The organism is Thiohalophilus sp. (genome assembly GCF_034521165.1).
Lineage (GTDB): Bacteria > Pseudomonadota > Gammaproteobacteria > UBA6429 > Thiohalophilaceae > Thiohalophilus.
Window position 1 is genome coordinate 1 of record NZ_JAXHMV010000007.1, and the last position, 26,068, is coordinate 26,068.

Consider the following 26,068-nt stretch of genomic DNA (forward strand, 5'->3'; position numbering starts at 1 on the left):
TTGCTTTCAAACCGCAGGTCTTTTTCCCTAAGGGGCCGGGAGACACTCGAAACCCGAGGAGGTGCCGATAATAGAGACCTGGCAGGCCATGGAGGAATGCGTTGGGCAGGGGTTGATCAGGCAGATTGGAGTGTGTAATTTCAGTACTAAAAAGCTTGGTGATCTTCTTAATCAGGCATCAATTGCACCGATGATGAACCAGATAGAACTGCATCCATATCTGCAGCAGGAAGATATGCTGCGCTTTTGCCGTGAAAGGGACGTCCTGCTCACAGCCTACTCACCGCTGGGTTCGGTGGATAGGCCAAAGGGTATGAAAAAGCAGGATGAACCTTCGCTTCTGGAAAATCCCGTTATCGTCGAAATTGGTGCCAAGCACAAGATTTCCCCGGCCCAGGTGCTTATTGGCTGGGCTCTGCGGCGCGATACGGTGGTTATCCCCAAATCTGTCAACCAGGAGCGACTGCAGCAGAATTTAGCCGCTGCGGATGTCGTGCTTGATGATGAAGACATGCAGGCTATAAAAAGCCTCGACATGAAATACCGCTATGTTGACGGCGGGTTTTTTGCTGCACCCGGCTCGGGCTATACTGTGGCTGGAATCTGGGATGAATAGATTGGTACAGCGGAGGAAGACTCTGAAGGCTACCTTGAAATCCTTTGCCGTGCAATGGGGCCGGACACGGGCAGGGGGATCAGCGCGACACGCATACCCGAAGTATCATTATTTTATCGCGACGCCGCCGGTGGATTCCATGCTTTCCTGCGCAGGCGGGGCGATGGCCGATGGTAATAACGCGCTTCAATCGGCTGGAACGGCCCTCTGGCAGTATCGGAAGGCCGGACGTGCTGCGGCCAGCCGGCCTGGAACAGCGGATATCGTCGAGGAGGCGAGGGCCGCGGCCGCGCCGCTTTGTCAAGGTCTTTGGCGGCGCCGACAAGATTGTCTGCCCGTCGGGTTCCTGTGTCCATATGGTGCGGAATCATTATCCGGAACTGTTTGCCGGCGAAGATCTCGAATTCCGTATGCATGTCAAGGAAATCGGCAACAGGTGCTATGAGTTCAGCGAATATCTCACCGATGTGCGTGGGGGTCGCCGATCTCGGGTGCGAAATCTAAGGGGGATGTCCAGCCGACCAGGATCCCTGTCAGGTCTTCTTCGTGGTCTCGGGCATAGCGGAACAACCCCGCAAGCTGCTCCGCAATGTTGAGGGGCTGCGTCTTATCGGTGGCTCACGTGACAGCGATGTCTGCTGGCGGTTTTGGCGGGACCTTCAGTGTCAACTACCCTCGGCATATCCACGGCGATGGTCGATGAAGAGATAGACGACATCGATGGCCAGCGGCGCCGAGTATGTTGTCGGCTGCGATGCCAGCTGTCTTATGAATATCAAGGGGCGTATGGCACGAAGAGGTGAGAGCGTCAAGGTGCTTCATATTGCCGAAATACTGGCAGCCGGAGAAGCAAGGTCATGACCCTTCAGGCAGGCCGAAATTATAGAGAAGAGGCAAGCAAGGGGCTGGACAATGATTGTCTACAAAAAAGCCTGAAGAAGCTGCAGAACAACTTCGGCAAGGGGGCAATGGAATACTGGGCCTCCATGACGGACAGCGGCTTGCGCGACCGTGCCAAGAATACCAGGATGGAAACGCTTGCCAATCTCGATGTCGTTCTCTCCACTCTTGCTGAAAATGTCGAAAAGGCGGGCGGTCATGTCTATTTTGCCAAAACCGCCGAGGATGCTGTGAACTATTGTCTCAGGGTGGCGGCCAAGAACGATGTCGAAACCGTGGTCAAGTCCAAATCGATGACCTCGGCCGAAATTGGGCTCGATGCGGCGCTGAAGGGCAGTGACATCGAGGTGCTTGAGACCGATCTGGGTGAATATATCATCCAGCTTGCCGAAGATCAGGCCTCGCACACGATCGCCCCCTGTATTCATCTGAACAGGTCGCAGATTGGCCGGCTTTTTGAGGAAAAACTGGCTGTTGCCTTGCACCGACGATACCCGCCGAACTTACCGGATTGCCAGAAGAGCACGCTGCGGCACAAGATGCTGGATGCCGATATGGGCATTACCGGCTGCAATATCGCCTGCGCCGAGACCGGCCGGATAAGTCTGGTGTCCAACGAGGGCAATATTCGCATGGTGACCACCATGCCCAGAGTGCATGTCGCCTTAATGGGTCTTGAGCGTGTTGCCGCAACCATGGAGGATCACCAGGGGCTGCTGCAGCTTTTGACACAGGGCGCCGCGCTACAGAAACTGAGCACGTATGTCAGTTTTGCCGGAGGTAAACGTCTTGCCGGTGACCCCGACGGTCCCGAGGAATTCCACCTTGTCGTCATAGATAACGGCAGATCCAAAATTCTTGGTGACAATGCCTTCAGGGAGGTTCTCGCCTGCATTCGCTGCGGCGCCTGCCTCAATATCTGTCCGGTCTATGGCCGTATCGGCGGCCATGCCTACCTCTCACCATATTCCGGGCCCGTGGGAGCCGTTGTTTCCCCTCTGCTCTTTGGCATCAACCAGTATGCCGATCTGTGTAAGGGGGAAAGCCTCTGCGGTGCCTGCCTGGATATCTGTCCGGTGAAAATCGATTTACCGCGTATGTTGCTGGAACTGCGATATAAGCTGGCCTATGGTGATCGGAAATGGCAGACGAGAAAACATGACCGGGGGGAAGCTCTGGTGTTCAAGCTGTGGCGTATTAGTATAGCAGCGGGACCACTGTATCGGTTGGCGTTGCGCTGCGGCTACTGGATGCAGAGACCTCTCTTCGGCCGGAAAAGCCTCCTTAGTATTCTGCCGGGCCCGGCGAAACGCTGGTGTGCTGACCGTGATATGCCCTCTCTTGCCGGGGAACCCTTCAGCAGACGGTGGAAAAAACGGCATGGCAAAGGCAGAACACAACACGGGGTGAAAGATGGATGAGAAGGATTTGTTTCTCGCCGATATCCGGAAATCATTGGGGTATTCGGCACAAGATGCACGTACCACCCAGGAGTGCGCGTCGCTTTTTGCAAGTGCCGATGACGCCGCAGTGCTGGAGAGGATTCAGTATCGCACCCATGTCGAAAAGCAGGCATTGTTGAAAATTCTTCAGGAAAATGCAGAGAAGATCAATCTGGATGTTCAGCCGGTTAAGTCGTTGGCCGATGCGGCCACCAGGATCGTCGAAATCGTTGAAAAAGCCGAGCCTGAATTTGGCCATACCAAGCAGCTGATTCAGCATGATGATACAGTCTTGGCAAAGCTGCAATTGTGGAAGAGGTTCTCTGGTAAAGCGGTTCAGGTCCATACTGCCTACGCTGTTGACAGCCAGGTGCGGGAAAAATCCATTGCTTCCTATGTCGGTCTGACGGCTCCCCGATGGGCGGTGGCCGAATCGGCAACCATTGTTGAACTTGGAGAACCCGGCCGGCCGCGGTCCACCTCGCTGGTCCCATCAGTCCATATAGCCCTTATCCATCTTAAAGATGTGCTGGCGGAGTTGTCTGAAGTCTATGCCATGCTTCGGCAGCAACCGCCGGAGCACTCCTGTCTCTTTATCTCGGGGCCATCAAAAACAGCCGAAATCGAAGCCCATATGGTGCATGGTGCTCACGGGCCACGACAGGTGCATCTTGTCGTTGTTGATGAACAGCTGAAGGAAGCTGAAGGATTGCGTGGGTCAGGGTTGTTTTCTTCTTAAAATTCCTTCATTCAAAACAGTAGCCGATATCATACAAAGTCGGGAGCGTGTTATGACAGATCTGGTTGATGGCAGGTTGTATGCGGAATTGGCAGGGAGGAATGCGGCAGACGTCGTGCTCGCTCCTTGCTGTGAATATAATGAAGAGACGCAGTGCTATACGGTACGAGCATGGGGTGGCTCATATGTTGTCTGCCCGCATCAGGCTATGATTCGGCCTGAGGCGGGTACCGCCGAGCCCCCGATCTACTTCTCTATATTTCTGGTCAATTATCTTCTTGCAGAAAAGAAGGCAACACCTGCCGGCCAGTGGATATCGGAAAAAGACCTCAGTGGAGGGCCGACATTTTTCCGTGGCCCGCATAGAATACCCACGGACCTCATTGTGGATGCCTTTGGTGATGATATGGAAATGTTGGGCAAAAGGTGCCGGCAGCTCGGCGGCACGCCGCTAGATATGGCTGATTGTTCCTTCGGCTTTGATATTATAGGGTCGATACGGCTTGCTCTGCTGTATTGGGGCAGCGATGACGATTTTGAGGCCGAGGCCAAACTGCTCATCGATGCTTCCGTCGCCGATACGCTGCAACTCGATGTGGTTTTTGCCCTGCTCTCGCATGCCTGCGGGCGCATCGCTAAAGTATCTTAAGATATCTTGAGGTATCCTGGGATGCCATGGAACAAGGCAATAAAAAGGCCCGATCTTCTGTCAGTGGAAAAACGGGCCCAATAAGGAGTGAATATTTTCCAAGTCTTAGCGTAACTACTTATGGGAGAAGCGACGTAATGTAACTACCCCCGGTAGCTATTTAATCTCCTGGGGCTGACACAGTCTCGTCTCGTCCGGTGCCATTTTGCCGCAGGAACCGCAGGAGTATTTCATGGCCGCGAGCTTTTCCTTGCAGACATGATTAACCCCCACATCCTCCCCCCCGCAGAATTACGCAGGAGAGAACTTCCGTGGTCGGATCACAGAGATGGCCTGGATCATCGGCCACTGCGCCACAACTTTTACAGGTGTGAGCCATTGTGTTAATCTCCTTTATGTAGAGAGTGGTATCCAGTTGGGCTGGATATGCAGTCTTCCCTCAAAGGGATTACGCCAACGAGGGATTATGCCAACGTCTACTGCCCGGTAACGCCTGAACGTGGAAAAAAAATACTCAGGAGTTACCGGCAGACATAGTGAAAAAAGTAAACAGGCTGCACCCCTGTCAATGCATCACGGTCGACGTTTCCAGGAATAATTCTCGAAAATAACCCCGATGGAACATGCAAACGGCAGTATTCAGGTGTTGTGTCCGGATGTTGGGTGATCACTCTTTTTCAGGCACTAGATGTTCGGGGATACGCACGGCGACAACCTTTCCCCGGGCCGTTATTGTTCCTTCAACGAGAAGATCGGTTGTAACTATGACTTTTTTGTCGGTTATTTCGGCAATCCGAGAACGAAGATGAAGCGGGGGTCCCATGGGGGTGGGTTTGAGATAATCGACATGCAGTGAGGCCGTAACAAAACGGAAAGGAGGGGATGAGCCCTGCTCTCGCCCAGCCCGGCGATAGGCTGCCGCGGCCGCTGTTCCCGTGGAATGGCAGTCGATTAAAGAGGCGATGAGGCCGCCATAGACATAGCCGGGAAAGGCGAGGTGGTAGTGCTGTGGCTGAAAATCGGCAATGGATTCGTCACCGTCCCAGTAGCTCTTAATCCGGAGTCCGTGATCGTTGTCCGGTCCGCAGCCGTAGCAGTGTCTGTACGATTCCGGGTAGTGGTCCTGAAAGGATTTTTCCATGAGTTGCTCCTTGAGTAGTTATTTCCATACAGGTATAGTGTGCAATGGTAAAGAGTTGCAAATATGACCACTATATCAGTTTTTTGGGAGAATAGTATGATTCGTTTGTTTTTTGCACTTGGCTCGGTACTGGCCGGCCTCGCGGTTGCTGTTGGTGCCTGGAGTGCACATTCCTCAGCTTTGAATGAAATCCAGGCGTTGTGGCTGGAGAAGGCGGTTCGCTATCAGATTATTCATGCCCTGGCGCTGCTTGCCACGTCGTTGTTGATGGCCTCGCATGCTACTCCTTCAAAAACGGCTGTTGCTGCGGGAGTGTCGTTTCTCGGAGGATGCCTGTGCTTCTGCGGCAGTCTTTATGTGATGGCGTTCAGCTCAATTGATGCCGGACTTGTAACGCCTGCCGGTGGTATGCTGTTTCTTCTGGGCTGGGCTTGCCTGGCGTGTTGCGCACCGAAGTTCGCGCTAGACCGGCAGGTGTTATGCCGCCTGGTGCTCCGACTGTAGCTAATAGATAACCGGGCACCCATCTGCGGCATCTTCGATGCGGAAGATGGCGTTGGGCGGGGATACAGTGTCGGATAGCAAATTCGCTGGAGTGGCCATTCGTTACTGTATCGGAAAACTTCTTTGTTTTTTTCAACCATATTGAATAGTATCAGAAGTGGAGGGTGTTGTTGCATTGTAACTACACATCGTAACGACGTATAGGGGAAGCGATTTGGTCTGGCTGATCCCGGTATTTGTAACGGTGTGTTGTCCCGCCGGTGGATGGTTTTGTCTGCAATCTGGATCGAGGGGAAATATGATTATCGGAATTGATGTCGGAGGTACCCACGCGGATGGCGTTCTGCTCCAGGGTAATGCAATTGTTGCAAAGAAGAAGGTTGCCGTCGATCATGACAATCTTGGAGAATCGATCATAGCCCTGCTGGAGTCGCTGCTCCCTTCCGGCAGTGCGCAACTCAGCAGGATCCATCTGAGTACAACACTGTGCACCAATGCCCTGATCAGCGGCAATCTTGATCGCGTCGGCATGCTTGTTCAGGCGGGGCCGGGCATGAATCCTGATTTTTTCAAGGTGGGTGACGATCTCTATTTTCTTTCCGGAGCGGTGGATCATCGGGGCAAGGTGCTTCGCGGTCCGACCACGGTGGAAGTGAGCTCGGCCATTGAAAACCTGCGGCGGGATGGTGTAGATTCAGTCGGTGTCGTCACCAAGTTTTCTCACAGAAACAACGAGCATGAGCTGTGGGTTGGCGATCAGCTGCGCCGCCATTTTCGTTATATCAGCATGGGGCACCGTCTTTCGGGGATGCCGAACTTCCCCCGGCGGGTCTATACCACCTGGCTCAACTCCGCTCTTAAAACCGGTTTTTCGCGGTTCCGCAAGGCAATGGAGGATGGTTTTGCCAGGCTCGGCATCAACTGCCCCTGCTACATCCTCAAGGCCGACGGCGGTACCATCCCCTTTGATCGTGGCTGTGAGTTTCCCTGCCAGGCCGTCCATTCCGGCCCGTCAGCCAGCGTCATGGGGGCGCTTGCCATTGTTGGCGGTGAGAGTGATGCCATACTTCTTGATATTGGCGGGACAACAACGGATATCGCCCTGCTGGCCCAGGGTGTGCCGCTGCTCGAGCCCTATGGCGCAACTGTGGCAGGCCGGCCCACGCTGATTCGCGCCCTGCTCACTCAAAGCATCGGCCTGGGCGGGGATTCCGTGGTGGCCAGGGAAAATGGCGATTTTCAGATCGGCCCCGGCAGAGTCGGCCCACCCATGGGCTTTGGCGGCAGCATGCCGACGCCAACCGATGCCATGATCGTTCTGGGCACCATCACGGAAGGATCAGCAGAAAAGGCGGGTGAGGGCATGCGCCGACTCATCCCGGACCAGCCGGAGAAAAAAACGGCCGCCGAACTCCTGGAGTGTTTTGCCGGGAGGGTGCATGAGGCCGTTGAGCGCATGATAGAGGAAGCTTTCAGCAGGCCGGTGTATACCGTCACGGATTTTCTCCAACGGGAGAAGATTCGTCCTGAGCGGTTAATCACCATTGGCGGTCCGGCCCAGGCGCTGCAGAATGTTCTTGAAAACCGGTTCGGGCTCGACTGTGTTGTTCCTCCTGACTACGAAGTGGCCAATGCCGTGGGATCCGCCAGGGCCCGCATCACTGTTCAGGCAAGCCTTTACGGCGATACTGCCATGGGCACAATGACTATACCCGAAATTTCATTGATGGAGAGCATCGGCAAGCGATTCGACATGGCCGAGGCGGAGGCCAGGCTTGAGGAGGCGGTGTGCTCCATGGCCGCCGAGATGGGGGAACAACATCCGCCCCAGGTAGATTTTATCGAACGCCTGGAGGTGAACACGGTGCGAGGATTTGCCACAGCCGGCAAAATATTTTCACTTAAAGCGCAGATCAGGCCGGGACTGACGAAGGAGTAAGCTATGACAATCTATATGCCCACAGCGCAACGCAAAACCGGTCTTGTCCTCTTTCCCGCCTTTGACTGGTGTATCAGCCCATCGCACCCGGAACGTGAGGAGCGCCTGCTCTACACCAAGGATCAACTGATCGAGGAAGGCCTGGAGGATGTTGACAATATAGAATTTTTTAATCCGGAAATGGCACGGGCAGTCGATATCGACAGGGTCCATCTCTGTGTTCCATCGCCTGCTTCACTGTTGACCGACTCCCACTTCATTTCAACCGGCGGTGCTATCCGGGCGGCCCAGGCGGTGATGAACGGGGAAGTGGAGAGATCCTTTGCCCTGGTCCGACCGCCGGGCCACCATGCCATGCAGACCGTCTTTGGCGACAGGGGGTTTTGCATTGTCAATATCGAGGCCATTATGGTGGAGTATATCCGTCGTCATTTCGGTATCCGCAAAATCGCGGTGATCGACACCGACTGCCATCACGGAGACGGTACGCAGGATATATATTACAACGATCCTGATACCCTGTTTATCTCCATGCACCAGGATGGCCGTACCATTTTCCCGGGAAGCGGCTTTCTCCATGAGTCCGGCGGACCTTCGGCGCCCGGCTATACTATCAATATTCCCCTGCCTCCGGGAACCTCGGAGGAAGGCTTTGATATGGTCATGGAGCGTGTTGTCCTACCGGTCCTCGATGAATTCCAGCCGGAGCTCATTATCAATTCAGCCGGCCAGGAGCAACCATTATTCCGACCCCCTTACCAATATGAATTTTACGGCCCAGGGCTATGCCAGGCTGAATAGAAACCTCAACCCTGATATCTGTGTGCTGGAGGGCGGCTATTCCATCGAGGGCGCCCTGCCCTATACCAATCTCGGTATTATCCTGGCCATGGCGGGGATGGACACCAGCCATGTGCGTGAGCCGGATTATGACCCGGAGCGCTTTCGACAGAGCGAGGATATGAATAACTATATCGAGGATATTTGTGACCAGGCCGTGCAGCTCTTTGCAGACAGGGAGAAAATGAAAAAGGAGTATGCCGGTAAGGAGACGGTGGTGGAGCGTAAGCAGATTTTTTATGACACCACCGGCTTCCAGGTGGCGGAGACCAGGTTGTACAAACTCTGCCCCCACTGTCCCGGTACTTCGGAGGTGGTCGCCGAGGGACTGCATCAGCATTTGCACTGGATTCTGTATTCCATTCAACAGCTGTCCCACGTGCCGCAGAAAGGCGCGTGATGAGTTCGCTGCAACGGACGGTGAGCGGGACACGGTGACGTTTCTCCAGGATAGAGTCGAGGATGTCTTTGAGCGGAAATAGTTTGAGCTGATTTTTTTTGAGCGTAAAAAATGGAAGAGAATATCAACGTCATAGAAAATCAATGGATCCAGATGCCCGATGGCTGCACCATTGCGGCGAAGATCTGGCTGCCGGAATCCGCCTCGACAGCACCCGTTCCCGCTATTCTTGAATATAATCCCTTACAGAAAAGGCGATTTCAAGGCCAAGAGAGATGCCGAAGTGCATGGCTATTTTGCCCGTCACGGTTATGCCTGCATCCGTGCAGATCTCAGGGGCAGTGGTGACTCCGAAGGCATCTTAAAGGATGAGTATCTCCAGCAGGAACTCGATGACGGCCTGGAGCTGCTCAGATGGATCGAGTCCCAGCCATGGTGCAACGGCAAAATCGGCATCATAGGCATATCCTGGGGGGGCTTCAACGGGCTCCAGCTTGCCGCTCTTCAACCGCCGCAGCTCAAGGCTGTTGTCTCGGTGGCCTCTTCGGATAACAGGTATGCCGATGACATTCATTACATGGGTGGATGTTTGTTGACAGACCAGCTTTCCTGGGCTTCAACCATGTTTGCCTACAACTCCTGCCCCCCGGATCCCCTCATCGCCGGGGAGAAGTGGAGAGATATGTGGCTTGAGCGCCTTGAGGGCAGCGGCCTGTGGCTGAAAAAATGGCTTTCCCATCAAACGCGCGATGATTACTGGAAACATGCATCCATATGCGAGAATTACGAGGCGGTCAAGGTACCCGTCCTGGCCGTCAGTGGATGGGCCGACGGCTATTCCAATACCGTTTTTCGGTTGGTGGAAAATCTGCGCTCGCCGGTGAAGGGGATCGTGGGTGCCTGGGGACATAAATATCCTCACATGGGCGGGCCTGGTCCGACGATCGATTTTCTCGGCGAGTGCTTACGCTGGTGGGACAGCTGGTTGAAAGATAAGGATACCGGGATAATGGAGGAGCCCATCCTGCGCGCCTGGATGCAGGATACGGTTTCACCTCTGCTTGCTAAAAGACCGGGGCGCTGGATTGCCGAGAAAAGCTGGCCCTCGGAGAGGATTACGGAAAAGGAGTATATCATTAGCCAGCACGGCCTTGCCGAGGAGCGTCTTGCCAGGCGGTACAAAAAGAAAATAGACATTCAGAGTCCGCTCAGTGTTGGTCTTTTCGGTGGCAAGTGGTGCTCCTATGCCGAATCTGCCGATCTTCCCTGGGACCAGCGGGAAGAAGACGGTGGTGCGCTTATCTTTGAAACGGATTACCTTGACAATCATTTGGAAATTCTGGGCAGGCCTTATGCCGAACTCGAGGTTTCCATTGACAAACCGCAGGGTATGATCGCGGTGCGGCTTACCGATATCGCCGCAAACGACAGGGCGACTCGGGTTACCTACGGCCTGCTCAATCTCACCCACCGGGACAGCCATGAATATCCCGAAGAGCTTGAACCCGGCAAAAGGTACAAGGTCTGTATTCCCATGAACTATATCGCCCAGAAGTTTCCTCAGGACCACAAGATCAGGCTGTCTGTCTCGACATCATACTGGCCCCTTGCCTGGCCCTCTCCGGAACCCGTCAAGCTTTCGGTCTATACCGAGAATTCCCGCCTTGTGCTGCCGGTTCGTCCCAAGTCGAACGAAGATAACGACTTGAGGATATTCAATTCACCGCCCAAACTGAAGAGTCTTGATACGACGCTCCTCGCCCCTGCCGAGCGGGAATGGACGGTAACCCATAATCTTGTCGATAACAGTGTGCGGGTCAATGTGGTCAATAATGATCCCAAAATCATCCTCAACGACAGTAATCTTGCCATCCAGAAGGATGTCAGGGAGATGTTTACTTACTTCAACAATAATTACGATACGGTCAAGGGAGAGGTCATTGCAACGCGCGGTTTTAAGCGCGACGACCATGAGCTGCAGACGGTAACCAGAACGGTTCTGACATCGACACGAACCCATTTCAAGATCCGGGCGACCCTGGATGCCTTTGAAGGAGATTTGCGTGTTTTCAGCAAGAGTTGGGATGAAAGAATAACTCGCCAATTGGGGTAGCGGGGGATTTCGCCTGTGTTGTTGTGTTGTAAGAGGTGGCATAAAGATCATATGGAAGCAATACTGGAAAGGGAAGACGCCGGAATATGACAAAAAAAAATATCTTTATTATAGGCTTTGACGAATTCAATAGAAAGAAACTGGAAAATCTGCCTCAGGCGGAAGAGTGTAACTTTCACGCAGCACTGGATGTATCGGATATACGCAATGTCGCTTCCTTTGATATCAAAGCGCTGGTTAACAAGGCCATACGGGCGATGGAAACGGTGGCGGCATCCGGTCAATCCATTGACGGGGTGGCAACGTTTTACGACTTTCCCGGGACCGATCTGGTCCCTATCCTGGCCGGACATTTCAATCTTCCCGGACCGAGCCTTGAGTCTATTTTAAAATGCGAAAACAAGTACTGGAGCCGTCTTGAGCAGCACAAGGTGATTGCCGAACATATTCCACAGTTCCAGCCATTCGACCCCTTTGATAAACAGGCCTTTTCCAAGATAGACATTTTGCCGCCGTTCTGGATAAAACCAATGAAGGCCTTCAAGTCTTTCCTTTCCTATCAAATCAACAGCGAAGCCCAGTTTGATGAGGCTGCAAAAGAGATGCGAAAGCATATCGGGTATATAGGAGAGCCGTTCAAATACCTCATGGAGAACTATGGCGATATCCCCGAGGAGATCGTCCGGATGCCTGAAACCTGCATCGCCGAATCCCCCATTGGTGGTTTTCAGTGTACCCTGGAAGGATATTCCTATAACGGCAATGTCGTAGGCTATGGTATCGTTGATTCCATTCGCGAGCAGGCCAGTTCCTCTTTTGCCCGGTACCAGTATCCCTCCGCACTGCCCATAGAGATTCAGCACCGCATGATAAACATCGCCATGTCCTCGCCTGATCTCTGATGCCCGGCGATCATCGAAATCGCGCCGCCGAAAAACTGCACCACCGCGTTGATCCACGGCAGGCGGCCCTGATGATAGGCCAGGCGTTCGATCACATGCAGCACCCCGACGGTCTGCGCCGGAGCCGATACCAGGCGAAACAGCACTCCGATTAGCAGCCCGCCCGCCAGGGCAGTGCCCAGCCGCCAGTGCCAGGACAGGGACTCGAAGTCTCCGGCCTGCGTCATCGGATAGAGTGAGGTCTGCGCCGCGTCGACCAGCAGGCGCAGGGCGATGACCGTCAGGGCCGCCAGGATGCCGGCGACCAGCCCGAGGAAGGAGAGCGGCAATATTGCATCCGGCCGGGCCAGCTGGATGCGGAATCGCTCCAGCCATTCGCTCATTTTCGACGGGATTCATGGGTGTCTTGGTCGGTGGGGTGGGGCGCCGACGTCTCACCCGGGCGGGTGACGATCGTTGCGCTGCCGGAACCGGGCGGCGGTTCAGGAGGCCGGCGGCTCCCCATGCAGCGAGCTGAGAAAAGTATCGACCTCGGCCATGACATGATCCAGCGAGCCGCTGACCAGGTGTCGGCCCTCGCCGTCGTGGGCACAGTAGGCATCCTGCTCGCGATCCCGGCTGAGGGTGAGGACCAGATACTCGTCCGCGCCGCCGGCGAACAGTTGAAAAATATCGTCATCATCGTTGTCCTTGGCCCAGTGCCAGCGCGTCGCCCGCCCGTGGGCCACTTCGTGAGCGGCAAAGCTTTCCACGCGCTCGCGATCGTGTTTGCCGAAAAAATTATCGGGCAGTTCAATAATCTCCGCCATCAGGCTCTCCCATTGTCGTTATTCAGTAAACCGGTCGCTCAGTCTTGCATCCCTGGCAGTGGCTATCAAGCGCGGTGAGCCACCTCTTGATGTAATCCGGTTTACTGCAACCGCTTTCCCGCTCATCTTTGATAAACTGCCAGGTACGCTAAAATCGCTTGTCAGTGGAGTTGTAATCATGTTTATTGTCGCCAATCGCGTGCCGGTCGCCGCCGGATGGGAAGAGACCTTCGAGGAACGTTTTCGCCAACGGGCCGGCCAGATCGATCAGCAGCCGGGCTTTGTGCGCATGGAAGTCCTCCGGCCAGAGAGTGATGAGACCCCCTATGTGGTGCTGACCACCTGGCAGGACAAAGCGTCGTTCGAGGCCTGGGTAGGCAGCGAGGATTTCAAACTGGCCCACAGCAATCTGATGCCGAAAGAAGCATTCGACGGCGAGGGCAAGCTGGAAATGCACGAGGTCGTCGTGGCCAGCGAACAATCCGGTTAACAGCCCGGGCCTCTGGCACGTTGTATACACCACTCTTGGAATTGTTTAATGACGATGATCGATCACTTGACCGATGAATGAACCCGGTTCAGCTTTTACTGCCAACTGCCAACTGCCAACTGCCAACTGCCAACTGCCAACTGCCAACTGCCAACTGCCAACTGCCAACTGCCAACTATCTATACAATCCCTGTAGGAGCGGGCTTCGACCGCGACGGTGCCAGATTCGGCAGTCGCGCCCGCGGGGCGCTCCTACAGGCTCACTATTCAGCTGTTCTGCCAATTTTCTTTTCCCACAAAAACTACGTTCAAAGCCTGTTGTTAAGCCTGCCTGCCCCGTCTAGACTTCTGGCAGGTTTTTCGGAGGGCTTCGCATGGCAACATTGAACATCAACGGCGAAACGGTCGAGGTGGAGGTCGATGGCTCGACGCCGCTGCTCTGGGTGCTGCGTGAGCAGCTGGGGCTGACCGGCACCAAGTATGCCTGCGGCATCGGCCTGTGCGGATCGTGCACGGTGCATGTCGATGGCGAGGCGGTGCGCGCCTGTACCGTGCCGGTCTCTGCCATGGATGTCACCAAGCAGATCGTCACCATCGAGGGGCTTTCCGAGGATAACAGCCATCCGCTGCAGCAGGCCTGGAAGGAGCTGGATGTGCCGCAGTGCGGTTACTGCCAGCCGGGGATGATCATGGCCGCGGCGGCGTTGCTGAACAACAACGCCGAGCCCAGTGACGCGGAGATCAATAACCAGGTCACCAACATCTGCCGTTGCGGCACCTTCAACCGGGTGCGGCGCGGGATTCACCGGGCCGTGGCGATCGGCAAGGAGCGCACCTCATGAAAACCGACAGCATCGATGTGTCCCGGCGCGAGTTTCTGATCACCAGCACCCGCGCGGCCGGGCTGGGCGCGGGCTTCTCCCTCGGGCTCTATCTGCCCATGAGTGCCACGGCCGTGGCGGGCGAGTGGGATGAGCTGCCCTCCGAAGGTTTCCCCGAAATCGGCGCCTGGGTCGTCATCCAGCCCGATGACACGGTCATCATTCGCATCGCCCGTTCCGAAATGGGCCAGGGGACCTTGACCGGCCTGGCGCAACTGGTGGCCGAGGAGCTGGAGTGCGACTGGGACAGGATCATTACCGAATACCCGACCCCCGGCGAGAACCGTGCGCGGGATCGGATCTGGGGGAGCTTTTCCACCGGCGGCAGTCGGGGCATCCGCGACAGCCACCGCTATGTGCGCAAGGGCGGGGCCGTGGCGCGGGAGATGCTGCTGCAGGCGGCGGCCGATCGTTGGGATGTGCCCAAAGGCGAATGTCGCGCGGCCAACAGCGTGATTACCCACCAGCCCAGCGGGCGCACGCTCACCTACGGCCAGGTGGCCGAAGCGGCTGCCGAATTGTTCCCGCCGCAGCATGTGGCACTGAAACAACCGGACGAGTGGGAAATCATCGGCAAGCCGATCCCGCGTCTGGACACCGACGACAAGCTCAACGGCAAGCAGATCTTCGGCGCCGATCTGCAACTGCCCGGCATGCTCAACGCCGCGATCAAGGCCTGCCCGACCTTCGGTGGCAAGCTCAAAGCGTTTGACGAGAAAAAGGTCACCGGCATGCCCGGCGTGCGCAATGTGGTGCGCGTGGGTGAGGACGCCGTCGCCGTCGTGGCCGATACCTGGTGGCAGGCCAACCAGGCGCTGGAGGCGTTGCCGATCACCTGGGACCATGGGCCGAACGCGAAACTCGACAGCGCCGCGATCGATAAAATGCTCGAGGAGGGACTGACCTCCGACAAGGATGTCTTTGTCGGTAACCAGGCCGGTGATGTCAACAAGGCGTTAAACGGCGCGGCCAGCACCGTCGAGGCGACCTATCGCTATCCCTACCAGAACCACGCCACCATGGAACCGATGAACGCCACCGCGCTGTGGAGCAAAGACAAGTGCGAGGTCTGGTGCCCCACGCAAAACGGTGAGGCGGCTCTCAAGGCGGCGGTCGACGCCGCCGGGTTACCGGTGGACAAGTGTGATGTGTACAAGATTCACCTGGGCGGCGGCTTTGGTCGGCGCGGGGCGTTTCATGATTTTGTCACCCAGGCGGTGACCATCGCCAGACAGCTGCCCGGTACCCCGGTCAAATTGTTGTGGAGCCGCGAGGAGGATATGGCCCACGGTCACTATCATCCCATCACCCACTGCAAGCTGGTCGGCGCGCTGGACGAGGCCGGCAACCTGACCGGGCTGAACGTGCGTATCTCGGGCCAGTCGATCCTGGCCGCCGTGATGCCCGACGGGCTGCAGGACGGCATGGATCCGGTCACTTTCCAGGGCTTTCACTCCGAGGGCGACCACGCCATCAGCTACACGGTGCCCAACCTGCTGGTGGAGCACGCCATGCGCAACCCGCCGGTGCCGCCGGGCTTCTGGCGCGGGGTCAACATCAACCAGAATGCTATCTATATGGAATGTTTTCTGGATGAGCTGGCCCATGCCGCCGGCCGGGATCCGCTCGAGTTCCGCCGCAGCCTGATGGCCGATCAGCCAAAAAGCCGGGCGGTGCTCGATGCCGTGGCCAAAAAAGTCGGCTGGGATAAACCGGCCGGTGAAGGCGTGCATCGCGGCCTGGCGGTGGTCAAGACCTTCGGCAGTTACGTGGCCGCCTGCGCCGAGGTATCGGTGGATGAGCAGGGCAAACTCAAAATCCACCGCATCGTCGCCGCCACCGATCCCGGCCATGCCGTCAACCCGCAACAGATCGAGGCGCAGGTGGAAGGCTCGTTCGTCTTCGGTCTGTCGGCGCTGCTTTACGGTGAGTGCACCATCAAGGACGGCGGCGTCGAGCAGACCAATTTCCATGACTTCCCGTCCATGCTGATGGATGAGATGCCAAAAGTGGAGACGATTGTCATGCCCTCCGGCGGCTTCTGGGGCGGGATCGGCGAGCCGACCATCGCCGTCGCCGCGCCGGCGGTGCTCAACGCCATCTTCGCCGCCACCGGCAAGCGAATCCGGCAGGTGCCGCTCAAGGATGTGGATTTGAGTGCGGCCTAGCCTGGCCCTTCGGGCAGGGCCGAGGGCCGAGTGACGAGTGACGAGGAAAACACTCTCACCATATGGCTCGGTAGGAGCGGCTGCGCCGCGATAGATCGTGCAGGGCCACGGGGCTTGTCGCGCCAGAGGCGCTCCTACGGCTCTCTTGGCCCTGCTGCGTCCGGAAGGACGCTACAGTCTAACGCTGCCAACTGCGACTGCAATTTGCCGACTTCTCTTTTGTGCGGCTGAAAACCCCCAGAAAAATCTGGTAGCGCTTCGCAACCTTCAAATAAGCATATCAATAACTGCTTAATTCCTGCCGCTCATCGGGTATAACAACCCGGTTTGATATCACTTCTTTTAGCAAACGACCAGGTTGTGTCCCCGAATAGGCTGGACTAGACTATAGCTAGTTAACTAACTAGGTATTTCGATGACACCTCGCCCGAGCAATACACAACGCCAGCAACAGTTGATCGAAGCGGCCAGTCGGCTCGTCCATCAACAGGGTTTTGCGGAAACCACCCTGGCGGCGATCGCCGGCCAGGCGCAGATGCCGAGTGGCAGTATCTATTACTACTTTCGCAATAAAGACGATGTGGTTCGCGCCATTGTCGAACAGCGGGTGCGTGAGCTTGAGGAGCGGTTGCACGGCTTTGAGCAGCTTGCCTCAGCCGGGGCGATGATCGAGGCGGTTATCAATATCTGGCAGGAGGACAGCGAAATCGACGCCCGATATGGCTGCCCCATCGGGAGCTTGTGTTATGAGCTCGCCAAGCAGGGCGGCGAGAAGCAACAGCTGGCCTCGCAGCCTTTGCGGATTCTGTTGCAGTGGTGCGAAGCGCGTTTTGTCGAGATGGGACACCAGGATCGGGCGGCGGATCTGGCCCTGCATCTGCTGGCGGCATTGCAGGGTATCAGTTTGATTGCCAATGCGTTAAGTGATCCCGATCTGATCAGGCGCGAGAACGATCAATTGCGCGCCTGGCTGGCGGATCTTGAATCGGATTATTAATACAAACTAAAAACACGATAACCAGCCGGCACGGGTTGTCGGGATAACACCACCACCCAACGAGAAGTGAGGAGAAGCAAGATGAGAAGTATTAATCGAGCACTGCAAGCAATGTTACTGAGCCTGCTATTAGCGCCGTTGTCTATCGCCCAGGCCGAAGAGATGGCGCCCTACGGCACGGCGAAGACCAATATGCATGAGTACCCGACCATCAATGCTGTTTTTGATGCCAATTACGAGGACCCCAAAAAGCTCAATATTTTGCATGCGTTTGTCAAAAATACGGCCAAACCGCTCAAGGGCCATATGGTAGTCGTTACCCACGGGCCGGAGCTGCGCCTGTTTGCCAAGGAGAACTACATGAAATATCAGGGAATCGTCGATAAGCTGGCCGCCCTGGCCGAGGACGGGGTCGATTTCCGGATGTGTAACAATGCGCTGCGTGCAGCGGGCTTTGAACCCTCGGACATGCACGGCTTTATTACCGTTGTCCCGGCGGGTTTTCCGGAGATTGCCTACCTGCAGTCCAAGGGCTATGAGTACATCAACCCGATTCCGTACTCGGTACGCGATGTGCGTTATCTCGATCAGCCACAGAAGAAAAAGTAACTAAATAAGTGTTCCGAATACCCGAACACTTTGTTCAAAAGATTGCTTCGCTTCGCTCGCAATGACCGAAAATCGTGGGTCATTGCGAGGAACAACGTGACGAAGCAATCTCTCTGGACTGGTATTCGGGACGCTTGTTTAGTTAGTGGTAACGCTCTGGAAGGGGATGTGCCTCTCCCCTTTTTTATGTGCTGCTCACAAAATGGTGATAATCCTTGCGCTGTTTGTCATTGAAAACGGGATACGTAGCCGGGAGCTTATAAGAAACGCTGATGGGTTTTGATTTGTCATAATTGCATCCGATGCCGGGCATACAGGCCGGCGATCAGCAGACCAACAAGCAGTGCCGCGCCAGCCAGCCAGTACTGGTACTCCTCCAGGTTCTCCAGCAGCTTTTCCGCACCCTTGCCCAGGGCAAAGCCGGCCCAGGAGACGCCCAGTCCCCAGACCGTGGCCGGTATCAGATCCAGCAGGGTAAAGCGCAGGTGGCTGATGCCGGTCATGCCCAGAGCGAAAGGGGTGATGGCGCGCAGGCCAAACAGACCCCGATAGCCAAAGATGATCAGCATATTGTGACGCTCGAGCAGACTGCGAATCCGCGCCACGCGCGGTTGCCACCCGGGGCGATTTTCCAGTACGGCCCGACCCTTGAGGCGGCCGAGCAGAAAGAAAAACTGGTAGGTCAGGATCGAGCCGATGATTGATGCCATCATCACCCAGTGTAATTCCAGCAGTCCCCGGTGGGCGAGGAAGCCGGCGGTCAATACAATCGCCTCGCCCTCGACAAAAACGCCGAGCGCGACTGCCAGGTAGCCGTAGGTGGCAATGGCTGATTCGAGCGTCACGCGATGGATTCCTCTGTCTGAAAACCGGGAACGGAGCACGGAATTACCTAATGTTAAGAGGTACTTTGGGCTGATTCAATAACTCAGTCCGACTATATCGTACGCAAGGCAGGCCTGGACGTTATTCATATGTCATTACTTTCTTACAGCATATCAATCCCGCTATGGCTTCTGGTCATCATGATCGTCATCATGCTCCCGACCCTGATAAAGCTGGTCAGGCTAGGCTACCGGTTCAAGCAGGGCGGGCTGGTCAGGGAAGAGCAGGGCGACACGGTTGTCTGGAAAGTGCAGAACCGGATCAGTGCTCCTGACCCCAAAAAGCGCGCATCAGCCAGGAATGAAGAGAAAGAGAAGGAGCGCGAAAAGAAGGCGGAACTGGCCCGGATTCTGACGATACTCATAAAGGAAGGCGACAAGGGTGTGTTGATGAAAACCATTGCCGACAGGATGGGTATCAGTATGATCCATGCGCAACATGCCATGAAAAAGCTTGTAGATAAAGGTATGGTGGAAGAGGTTGCCGGTGTCAGCGGCACGAAGTATTACCTGACCCAGGCGGGCAAAGAATATTGTCGCCGTAAAGCGAAATAAAAAATCAGTAATAAATAGAAGATTATATCTGCCCGCCACCACTGTTGGAAGGTTGCGGGGTGATTTGTCCGGGTCTTTGCTCTTCGGCAAAAGCTGATAAGATGGGGTGTGCTCATGACCCGGGACCAAGAGTTCCATGCCAGTTTACCTGCTTGTCGATAACGGTTCCAAACAACCGGACGCTACATTGTATTTGCGTTGCCTGGCCGCCCGGCTGAGCGAACATACGGGCAAGACTATCCACCCGGTCTCGCTGCAGCATGCAGACGCGATTCCCGAGGAGGAACTGGATGGTACGCCCGCGCAGGTGTTTCCCGAATTTCTCCGGACCCGGTTGGCGCAGGGTGAACAGGAATTTGTGGTGGTGCCGTTGTTCTTCGGACTGAGCCGGGCGATCACCTCGTTTATTCCCGCCGAGGTGGCGAGACTCAAATCGACATATCCCGAACTGACGGTCAGGGTGGCCCCGGTCACCTGGCCCCTGCCCGAGGGCGAACCGCGCCTGGCGCAGGTCGTGTTCGAACATATCCAGCAGGCCCGGCGGCAGAGCGTAGATGGGGCAAAGCTGGTACTGGTCGACCACGGCTCCCCGAGCCCGATGATAACCGAGGTACGCAGGGGCGTTGCCCAAACTCTGGCAAGGCAACACGGCCTTGAGGTGGACCAGGCGGTCATGGAGCGCCGTGAAGGCAAAGAATACGATTTTAACGGCGATCTGCTCGCGACCTGGCTGCGACAACAGGCGGAGCGGGGTGTGACAGAGGTGATCGTCGCCATGCTCTTCTTCCTCCCCGGTCGCCATGCCGGCCCGCATGGCGACGTGGCGGAAATCTGCAATACCGTGACGAGCGATTATCCGCAGCTTAACTACACTATTACCCCCCTGATCATCGACCATCCGTTGTTACTGGAAATTCTCAAAGATCGTCTTGAAGCGGGAGAGTAGTTAAAAGTGCCGGCTAGTATACAGAGGATCCGGCCGGCAAGAGACCGGTTCTATTGCAATTCGTAAGCCCCGTTGTCCGTTACAGCGATTTTGTCCAGGGTTTACTGACCACACGATTTGGCATATAGATCGGATATGAATATGAACTCGATCCTCGTGACGGGTAGCAACCGCGGGCTAGGTCTGGAATGGGTGCGTCAGTATGCACAGCTGGGATGGCGGGTCTACGCTACGTGTCGCTTTCCGGAGCAGGCCGATGAACTGCACAAGCTGGCAAGTGACCATCCGAATGTCTCCGTCCATCCGCTTGATGTCACCCGGGCCGAGCAGATCGGGGCGCTGGCCAGAGAATTGAGCGATGTTGCCATCGATATTCTGGTGAATAATGCCGGTGTTTATTACGAACGCTGGGGCAAGGACAAACTCGGTAGCATTGATTATGCCAACTGGCAGCAGACCTTCGCGGTGAACGTCCTGGGGGCCATGCGGGTCAGTGAAGCCTTGCTGGATGCGGTTGCCCGCAGCCGGCGCCGTCTGCTGGTTGGCATCAGCAGCCACATGGGCAGCATCACGGATATCGACAGTGGCAAGAATTACGCCTATCGTTCCAGCAAGGCGGCCCTGAACGCGGCTATGACCGGTTTATCCCATGAAGTCGCGCCGCGCAAGGTCGGTGTGTTGTTGCTGCATCCCGGTTGGGTCCAGACCCGCATGGGAGGCGATTCGGCGCCGTATACACCTGCCGAGAGTGTGCAGGGGATGCGTCAAATCATCGATGATTTCACGCTTGAGCAGTCAGGCGTCTTTCTGCGTTTTGACGGCACCCCAATGCCCTGGTGACAGGTAGCCGGATAGTCCCTCCAACAAGCAGGTCTGCAAACTTGTAATGACCTGACCGGACATCGCGTCAGAGAATGGAATATCGGATTTCTCCGGGGAATATTTGATTTCCATCCGGTTCGCTGTTACACCTTGGTCAGCGGATATCGATAATTCAGGAATTTCGAGATGTAGCCGTCAATATGAAAGCCTGCGGATGGCGGCTGATCGTTGTTCCGGCAACCTCGATTAATATCTCTTTTGCAAAAGAGGAAGGGCGATGGGAATGTCACGTTCAGGATTGGCGATTGGTCTGTTCCTGATTACGCTGCTGCTCGCCTGGGTTTTTCATGGTACCGGTGTCGTGGGTAATGATGCCGGCCGCAACATTTATATCCCTCAAACGCTGACGATACCCCTGCAGGTGAAGGCGGCTTACAACGGCGAGAAGATGTTCTTCCGTTACCGGTGGCCCGCAAAGCAGCCGCATATATACCATGACATGCTCCGTTATCAGGACGGCAAGTGGCTGCGTATCGGCAAAAGCCCGATCGGCCGGCAGCCGCAGGGGATCTACGAGGATCGAGTGACGATGCTGGTGGACGACGGTCGCGTGCCGGCGTTCGACAAATACGGCGGTTATGCCACTATCGGTAACGGCATGCGGTTTTTCACCGACGAGGCGGATGCTGCAGCGGTCAAGGCCCATCCCTACCTTGGTGGAAAGAAAGGCAAGTCCGATGTGCGCAAGTACCTGCCTGCCACGCGAACCGACCCGGCGGACTGGACATCGATCGTCCCCGAACAGGAACTGGGCGAGCTGCGTGAGGCGGGCTACTTTCTGGATTTGTGGCATTGGCGGGCGCATCGTTCCAATCCGATTGGCAAGTCCGATGATCAGTTTGTGGCCGAGTACCGCTATGGTGATGAGGGGCAGGGCGTCTATACCACCAACTGGGACAGTGCGAACAACCGGCCCATGTGGATGTTCGACCCGGACAAGGTTGGTTTTGCCGCACTCAGCTGGGCGGACCTGGAACAAAAGCGGCTGGGTTTCGACGATATCTATTACTTGCGCAAGGCCGAGGCCATACCCTTCGATCCGGATCATGCCTGGGAGGATGGCGATACCCTGCCACGGCGGATGTTGCGGCCGGGGTCGGGCTCTCATTCCGACATCAGCGTCTCAAGTCAGGGGCGCTGGCGGGCGGGGTACTGGGAGGTGACCCTGGAGCGGGCTCTGGACACGGGCCATCCGTTGGATGACAAGGCCTTTGTCCACAAACAGCTGTACTGGCTGGCCTTCGCGGTTCACCGTAACGCGAGTGGTGGCCGCTGGCACTACGTGTCGTTGCCGGTCACGCTGGGCATGGAACGCGATGCGCCGTTACGCGCGGCACGCTTCGAGGGCGAGCAACCCGGCTGGCAACAGGACTGGTTTGAGGTGACGTTGTTTTATCCCGGGCAGGTCAGCTGGCCGCTGTTGACCAGTCACGCCCATGCCGGCGCGGAGAAGATCGCGCAGGATGTCCCAGTCGCTTCCCGGCATACACCGAAACAACTGGCCCATTACGGGGTCGAAATGGAATTCAATGCGGCGATTATCACTCACTGGTTCTGGACCCTGATTGCCGGTATGTTGCTGATTACCGGATTCGGATTTGCATTGGTGCGCACGCTGCAGGCAGAGACGAGGCGATAAGCGATGGAAGCCTATCATCACATGCTGGTGCATTTCCCGCTTGCCCTGTGGACGACCGGGGCCATTATTATTCTGGTGAGGACCGTCTCCGCCGGCCGCTTTGCCCTGGCGGCAGATCGGGTGCTGGCCCCGATTCTGTGGCTGGGGACGGCCCTCGGTCTGCTGGCCTATGCCAGCGGCTTGCTGGTCTGGTCGCCGGAGGCGATCACCTACACACCCATGGGCCGCAATCATATTCTCGCCGCAACCTGGACCCTGGCCTACTGGGCGCTGATTGCCGTGTTGCGTCAGCGTGCAGGCGAGGCGGTCTGGAAAGGCCACAATCGCTGGTTGATGCTGTTGCTCGGGGCACTGGGCGGTGTATTGCTGGCGGTGGCCGGAACCCTGGGGGGACATCTGACCGGTAGCGCCACCGCGTTGTCCAGCGTATTGCGAGCATTGGGTTGGGAGGTCTACACGACATTCTATATGCCCGTCTGGATGATTGTGATTACCTGTCTTGTCGCGCTTTCGCTGGTGATTATAGGCATACAAAGTCGACGCCCTGAATAAAACCGGGAATGGCGCGGTACCGGGGATATCCCGGGCTTCCCCTCAAGTCGGCGCCGCTCAGGTTGGCCGGCTGGCCCGGGCTTATGGATATTCTGCTGCTTTTGGGGATTCTTGCTCTGGAAATGTTGGCCGGTTGTGGCACCATGAGTGCTTACGAGCCACCGAAAGAGAAGCAGCCTCACGCTAACGTGACTGCCCTGCTACGGCATATGAGCAAATAAAGCTCAAAAACGGAAAATTCAAGTTGAAACCTGTCGCGCGGTCCCAAAACACCTGAGAGATACGCGCAGGTATATGTAGCGAACAGCCCTGTATTGCTGCTTATATGGCCGGGGAGAGCCGGGGTGATTCCTCGGCTTTCCCTGCACGGCGTCTTATTTTCGCCTGTCCTGGAAATTATCCGGTAATGGTCAATAATTAGGTAGCGAGAACTACAGATCAAGTCCGAGGGTGTGATGAAAAAGATCGCGACATTGGGTGTGGCAGCATGCATGCTGCTGCTACCCGCTTATGTTTTTGCCCTGCAAATCAAGGGCGTCAAGTTCCCCGAACAGATTACGCAGGAAGCTTCACAGCAGAAACTGGTCCTGAACGGCGCGGGCGTTCGTGCCAAGTTCATTTTTGATATTTATATCGGCGCACTCTATCTCCCCGAGCGTTCAGACAGTATCAAAAAAATTCTGGACGATGGATCGCCCAGGCGCGTTGTTATGCACTTTCTTTATGACGAGATCGAAAAAAAGAAAATGCACTCCGCCTGGACAGAGGGGTTTGAGGATAATCTGACGGATGCGCAGTTCACCGGTTTGCAATCCGAGATAGACACATTCAATGCCGCGTTTGGTAATATCGTGGAGGGCGATGTCGTTATTATCGACTTTCTGCCTGACAGCAATACTGTGGTACGAATTAACAACACGGAAAAAACCCGAATCAGTGGTGCCGATTTTCAGCGCGCCTTGCTATCTATCTGGCTGGGGGAATCACCGGTGGACGGCAGGCTGAAGAGGGCAATGTTGGGACGGGAGTAGTTTGCTGGGCTACCTTTCACCTGACATTGGGGCAGGAAAGATCAGCCTGAATTCCCCTCGGGAAAGATGATTTTATCTCAGCGTTTTACGTGTGCCGTTGTCGTCTATACTTGAAGGAAGAGTCGGAGTCATGAAACCCACATAGTTCCCCGGTGAATACCGCAAGGAGGAACGTATGACCGCCGTAAGACAAAATACAAATTTGCCGGAAATGGATGAAGCCGGGCTCATCGTCGATCCGGCGCAGTGGACGGAAGAGGCCGCTAACACTATTGCGGAGCAACTGAAGGTGGCGCCGCTGACAGACAACCATTGGCTGGTGATCTACAGTTTGCGGGATTACTACAAGAAATTCGGGGTGGCGCCGGCCATGAACAGCGTCTGCCATCGCCTGGGTAAAGAAAAGTTCTGGGTACATGATTTGTTTCAAAGTTGCCTCAACGCATGGCGTATTGCCGGATTGCCCAATCCTGGTGAGGAGGCCAAATCTTATCTCAATGATATGTAATCCGTGTAAGTCGTAAAATCGGATCGGGAACAGCCAGTGGTCTGAACTGTATCGGGCGTCCGGCGCCAATCAGGAACTGTCGGTATCGGTCGCTTTGACCAGTATGGATTGCGGCTGTTTGTGGCTGAATGATCAAGCGATCGAGGCTCCGAACCAGAAGGCGATGCTTTTCTCGAGAAATTCGTCATAACGCCTGTAGTGTGTACCGTCGCATGAGAAGGTAACGCTAATCAAGCCACTGAAAATATTGATCGAAGCCTGACGCAGATAGAAGGTGTTGTCAGTGGTGCGCAATGCCTTGAAGGTATCGAGGATTTTGGCGATTTGCTCAGGCTGCACCAGAGCAAGCGAGGGATAGGACTCGTGAGGGTATATCAGGCAGATATCCGGATCGGTCAGGGCATCGATATCCAGGAGGCGGTAGCGATAAGGGTCGAGTGTCAGCCAGATAATCGCCTGGCTGCTGGCGAAATGAATCTGTACCTGGAAGCTCCCGTTCTGGGTAAGCAGCTCTTCGAGGATGCTCATAACCTGGTCCATGTTCCTGTCCAGGGGACTTTCTACGCGGGATTGCTGAAATACCAGTCCTCTGATTGCCGGATCGCCTTTGATCTGGCGTCATTCAGCAGATTGTCTGAAAAGCCCTGCCGTGACAGGCAGGTCGCGCAGGTCAAAGTCGATCTGGCGAGCAGGGACTCCAGCCGGTAACGGTTTTCCCAGAACGGTGCGAGTTGTCGACTCAGATCCGCGATGGGCTTGCGCAATACGCGCGCGAGCTCCACGCGCTGGCGGCGGATGCTTTTTTCCATGACATGTTGAGTATTATTTCCGTGTGCTGTTTGCGGAGGCCATCGAACGCGGTTAATGGCTACTTTACAAGGCATTGACAGACTGTAATTAGACACAATTCGCAATGTATTGCATCCCTTCTC

27 protein-coding genes and 1 pseudogene are annotated in these 26,068 nt (G+C 55.8%); 22 read left to right on the plus strand and 6 right to left on the minus strand.

All coding sequences use genetic code 11. The annotated features are described in order from the left end of the window. Positions 1–88: 88 nt before the first annotated feature. The 4 genes from U5K34_RS04385 to U5K34_RS04400 all read left to right on the plus strand — a co-directional run bounded on the left by U5K34_RS04385 (position 89) and on the right by U5K34_RS04400 (position 4,346). Positions 89–616, plus strand: a complete 528-nt coding sequence (locus U5K34_RS04385; RefSeq protein WP_416224030.1) for an aldo/keto reductase — start codon at positions 89–91, stop codon at positions 614–616. Between the two features lie 857 nt (positions 617–1,473). After that, positions 1,474–2,937: a LutB/LldF family L-lactate oxidation iron-sulfur protein gene (locus U5K34_RS04390; protein ID WP_322567279.1), complete on the plus strand. Its 1,464-nt coding sequence runs from the start codon at positions 1,474–1,476 to the stop codon at positions 2,935–2,937. Then, the gene (locus tag U5K34_RS04395; RefSeq protein WP_322567280.1) at positions 2,930–3,697 is read left to right on the plus strand and encodes a LutC/YkgG family protein; all 768 of its coding nucleotides are present in this window, start codon (positions 2,930–2,932) and stop codon (positions 3,695–3,697) included. The genes U5K34_RS04390 and U5K34_RS04395 overlap by 8 nt, the downstream gene beginning before the upstream one ends. 52 nt (positions 3,698–3,749) lie before the next feature. Next, the gene (locus U5K34_RS04400; RefSeq protein ID WP_322567281.1) at positions 3,750–4,346 is read left to right on the plus strand and encodes a DUF3786 domain-containing protein; all 597 of its coding nucleotides are present in this window, start codon (positions 3,750–3,752) and stop codon (positions 4,344–4,346) included. A gap of 667 nt (positions 4,347–5,013) precedes the next feature. Here the strand turns inward: U5K34_RS04400 and U5K34_RS04405 are convergent. Continuing rightward, positions 5,014–5,487 carry a PaaI family thioesterase gene (locus U5K34_RS04405; protein WP_322567282.1) on the minus strand — a complete coding sequence of 158 codons (474 nt, stop codon included), beginning with the start codon at positions 5,485–5,487 and terminating at the stop codon, positions 5,014–5,016. Between the two features lie 96 nt (positions 5,488–5,583). Here U5K34_RS04405 and U5K34_RS04410 point away from each other — a divergent pair, with 96 nt between their 5' ends. The 6 genes and pseudogenes from U5K34_RS04410 to U5K34_RS04435 all read left to right on the plus strand — a co-directional run bounded on the left by U5K34_RS04410 (position 5,584) and on the right by U5K34_RS04435 (position 12,185). Beyond that, positions 5,584–5,991 (plus strand): DUF423 domain-containing protein, encoded by a 408-nt coding sequence (locus U5K34_RS04410; protein ID WP_322567283.1) that lies wholly within the window; start codon positions 5,584–5,586, stop codon positions 5,989–5,991. A gap of 298 nt (positions 5,992–6,289) precedes the next feature. After that, positions 6,290–7,930, plus strand: a complete 1,641-nt coding sequence (locus U5K34_RS04415) for a hydantoinase/oxoprolinase family protein (RefSeq protein WP_322567284.1) — start codon at positions 6,290–6,292, stop codon at positions 7,928–7,930. A 3-nt stretch (positions 7,931–7,933) separates the two neighbouring features. Continuing rightward, positions 7,934–8,731, plus strand: coding sequence for a histone deacetylase (locus tag U5K34_RS04420; protein ID WP_322567285.1), 798 nt, complete (start codon positions 7,934–7,936; stop codon positions 8,729–8,731). Then, positions 8,694–9,170 (plus strand): hypothetical protein, encoded by a 477-nt coding sequence (locus tag U5K34_RS04425; protein WP_322567286.1) that lies wholly within the window; start codon positions 8,694–8,696, stop codon positions 9,168–9,170. Before U5K34_RS04420 ends, U5K34_RS04425 begins: the two co-directional genes overlap by 38 nt. Before the next feature lie 111 nt (positions 9,171–9,281). Next, positions 9,282–11,283 (plus strand): annotated as a pseudogene (locus U5K34_RS04430) (CocE/NonD family hydrolase). 86 nt (positions 11,284–11,369) lie between these two features. Further along, complete coding sequence (locus tag U5K34_RS04435) at positions 11,370–12,185, plus strand: hypothetical protein (protein ID WP_322567288.1); 816 nt, start codon at positions 11,370–11,372, stop codon at positions 12,183–12,185. On the opposite strand, the gene U5K34_RS04440 is transcribed toward U5K34_RS04435, so the two are convergent. Both U5K34_RS04440 and U5K34_RS04445 read right to left on the minus strand, forming a co-directional pair. Beyond that, complete coding sequence (locus U5K34_RS04440) at positions 12,140–12,568, minus strand: hypothetical protein (protein ID WP_322567289.1); 429 nt, start codon at positions 12,566–12,568, stop codon at positions 12,140–12,142. The two genes, U5K34_RS04435 and U5K34_RS04440, sit on opposite strands and share 46 nt — an antisense overlap. A gap of 99 nt (positions 12,569–12,667) precedes the next feature. Beyond that, positions 12,668–12,994 (minus strand): hypothetical protein, encoded by a 327-nt coding sequence (locus tag U5K34_RS04445; RefSeq protein WP_322563939.1) that lies wholly within the window; start codon positions 12,992–12,994, stop codon positions 12,668–12,670. A 178-nt stretch (positions 12,995–13,172) separates the two neighbouring features. On the opposite strand from U5K34_RS04445, the gene U5K34_RS04450 reads away from it, so the two are divergent. The 5 genes from U5K34_RS04450 to U5K34_RS04470 all read left to right on the plus strand — a co-directional run bounded on the left by U5K34_RS04450 (position 13,173) and on the right by U5K34_RS04470 (position 18,139). Then, positions 13,173–13,484: an antibiotic biosynthesis monooxygenase gene (locus tag U5K34_RS04450; RefSeq protein ID WP_322563940.1), complete on the plus strand. Its 312-nt coding sequence runs from the start codon at positions 13,173–13,175 to the stop codon at positions 13,482–13,484. Positions 13,485–13,858: 374 nt separating this feature from the next. Then, a complete protein-coding gene (locus tag U5K34_RS04455; RefSeq protein WP_322563941.1) occupies positions 13,859–14,326 on the plus strand; it encodes a (2Fe-2S)-binding protein in 468 nt (155 codons plus the stop codon). Then, positions 14,323–16,533 (plus strand): xanthine dehydrogenase family protein molybdopterin-binding subunit, encoded by a 2,211-nt coding sequence (locus tag U5K34_RS04460; protein WP_322563942.1) that lies wholly within the window; start codon positions 14,323–14,325, stop codon positions 16,531–16,533. The genes U5K34_RS04455 and U5K34_RS04460 overlap by 4 nt, the downstream gene beginning before the upstream one ends. A 415-nt stretch (positions 16,534–16,948) precedes the next feature. Continuing rightward, entirely contained in the window at positions 16,949–17,530 is a 582-nt protein-coding gene (locus U5K34_RS04465; protein WP_322563943.1) for a TetR/AcrR family transcriptional regulator, read from the plus strand. A gap of 81 nt (positions 17,531–17,611) precedes the next feature. Beyond that, positions 17,612–18,139, plus strand: coding sequence for a DsrE family protein (locus tag U5K34_RS04470; protein WP_322563944.1), 528 nt, complete (start codon positions 17,612–17,614; stop codon positions 18,137–18,139). Positions 18,140–18,426: 287 nt separating this feature from the next. Here U5K34_RS04470 and U5K34_RS04475 read toward each other — a convergent pair whose 3' ends face one another. After that, a complete protein-coding gene (locus tag U5K34_RS04475; protein ID WP_322563945.1) occupies positions 18,427–18,984 on the minus strand; it encodes a DedA family protein in 558 nt (185 codons plus the stop codon). A gap of 180 nt (positions 18,985–19,164) precedes the next feature. Here U5K34_RS04475 and U5K34_RS04480 point away from each other — a divergent pair, with 180 nt between their 5' ends. The 7 genes from U5K34_RS04480 (at position 19,165) to U5K34_RS04510 (ending at position 25,136) form a co-directional block, all read left to right on the plus strand. Then, positions 19,165–19,578, plus strand: a complete 414-nt coding sequence (locus tag U5K34_RS04480; protein ID WP_322567290.1) for a hypothetical protein — start codon at positions 19,165–19,167, stop codon at positions 19,576–19,578. A 136-nt stretch (positions 19,579–19,714) separates the two neighbouring features. Continuing rightward, a complete protein-coding gene (locus U5K34_RS04485) occupies positions 19,715–20,524 on the plus strand; it encodes a sirohydrochlorin chelatase (RefSeq protein ID WP_322563947.1) in 810 nt (269 codons plus the stop codon). A 141-nt stretch (positions 20,525–20,665) separates the two neighbouring features. Then, complete coding sequence (locus tag U5K34_RS04490) at positions 20,666–21,364, plus strand: SDR family oxidoreductase (protein ID WP_322563948.1); 699 nt, start codon at positions 20,666–20,668, stop codon at positions 21,362–21,364. Between the two features lie 259 nt (positions 21,365–21,623). Next, the gene (locus tag U5K34_RS04495; protein WP_322563949.1) at positions 21,624–23,045 is read left to right on the plus strand and encodes an ethylbenzene dehydrogenase-related protein; all 1,422 of its coding nucleotides are present in this window, start codon (positions 21,624–21,626) and stop codon (positions 23,043–23,045) included. 3 nt (positions 23,046–23,048) lie between these two features. Further along, positions 23,049–23,597 carry a hypothetical protein gene (locus U5K34_RS04500; protein ID WP_322563950.1) on the plus strand — a complete coding sequence of 183 codons (549 nt, stop codon included), beginning with the start codon at positions 23,049–23,051 and terminating at the stop codon, positions 23,595–23,597. Between the two features lie 455 nt (positions 23,598–24,052). Beyond that, the gene (locus U5K34_RS04505) at positions 24,053–24,628 is read left to right on the plus strand and encodes a chalcone isomerase family protein (protein WP_322563951.1); all 576 of its coding nucleotides are present in this window, start codon (positions 24,053–24,055) and stop codon (positions 24,626–24,628) included. Between the two features lie 175 nt (positions 24,629–24,803). Next, positions 24,804–25,136 carry a TusE/DsrC/DsvC family sulfur relay protein gene (locus U5K34_RS04510; RefSeq protein ID WP_322563952.1) on the plus strand — a complete coding sequence of 111 codons (333 nt, stop codon included), beginning with the start codon at positions 24,804–24,806 and terminating at the stop codon, positions 25,134–25,136. Positions 25,137–25,268: 132 nt separating this feature from the next. Here the strand turns inward: U5K34_RS04510 and U5K34_RS04515 are convergent, their stop codons facing one another. Together U5K34_RS04515 and U5K34_RS04520 are read right to left on the minus strand one after the other, a co-directional pair. Then, positions 25,269–25,676, minus strand: a complete 408-nt coding sequence (locus tag U5K34_RS04515) for a hypothetical protein (RefSeq protein WP_322563953.1) — start codon at positions 25,674–25,676, stop codon at positions 25,269–25,271. Positions 25,677–25,696: 20 nt separating this feature from the next. Beyond that, positions 25,697–25,945: a hypothetical protein gene (locus tag U5K34_RS04520; RefSeq protein WP_322563954.1), complete on the minus strand. Its 249-nt coding sequence runs from the start codon at positions 25,943–25,945 to the stop codon at positions 25,697–25,699. Between the last annotated feature and the right edge of the window lie 123 nt (positions 25,946–26,068).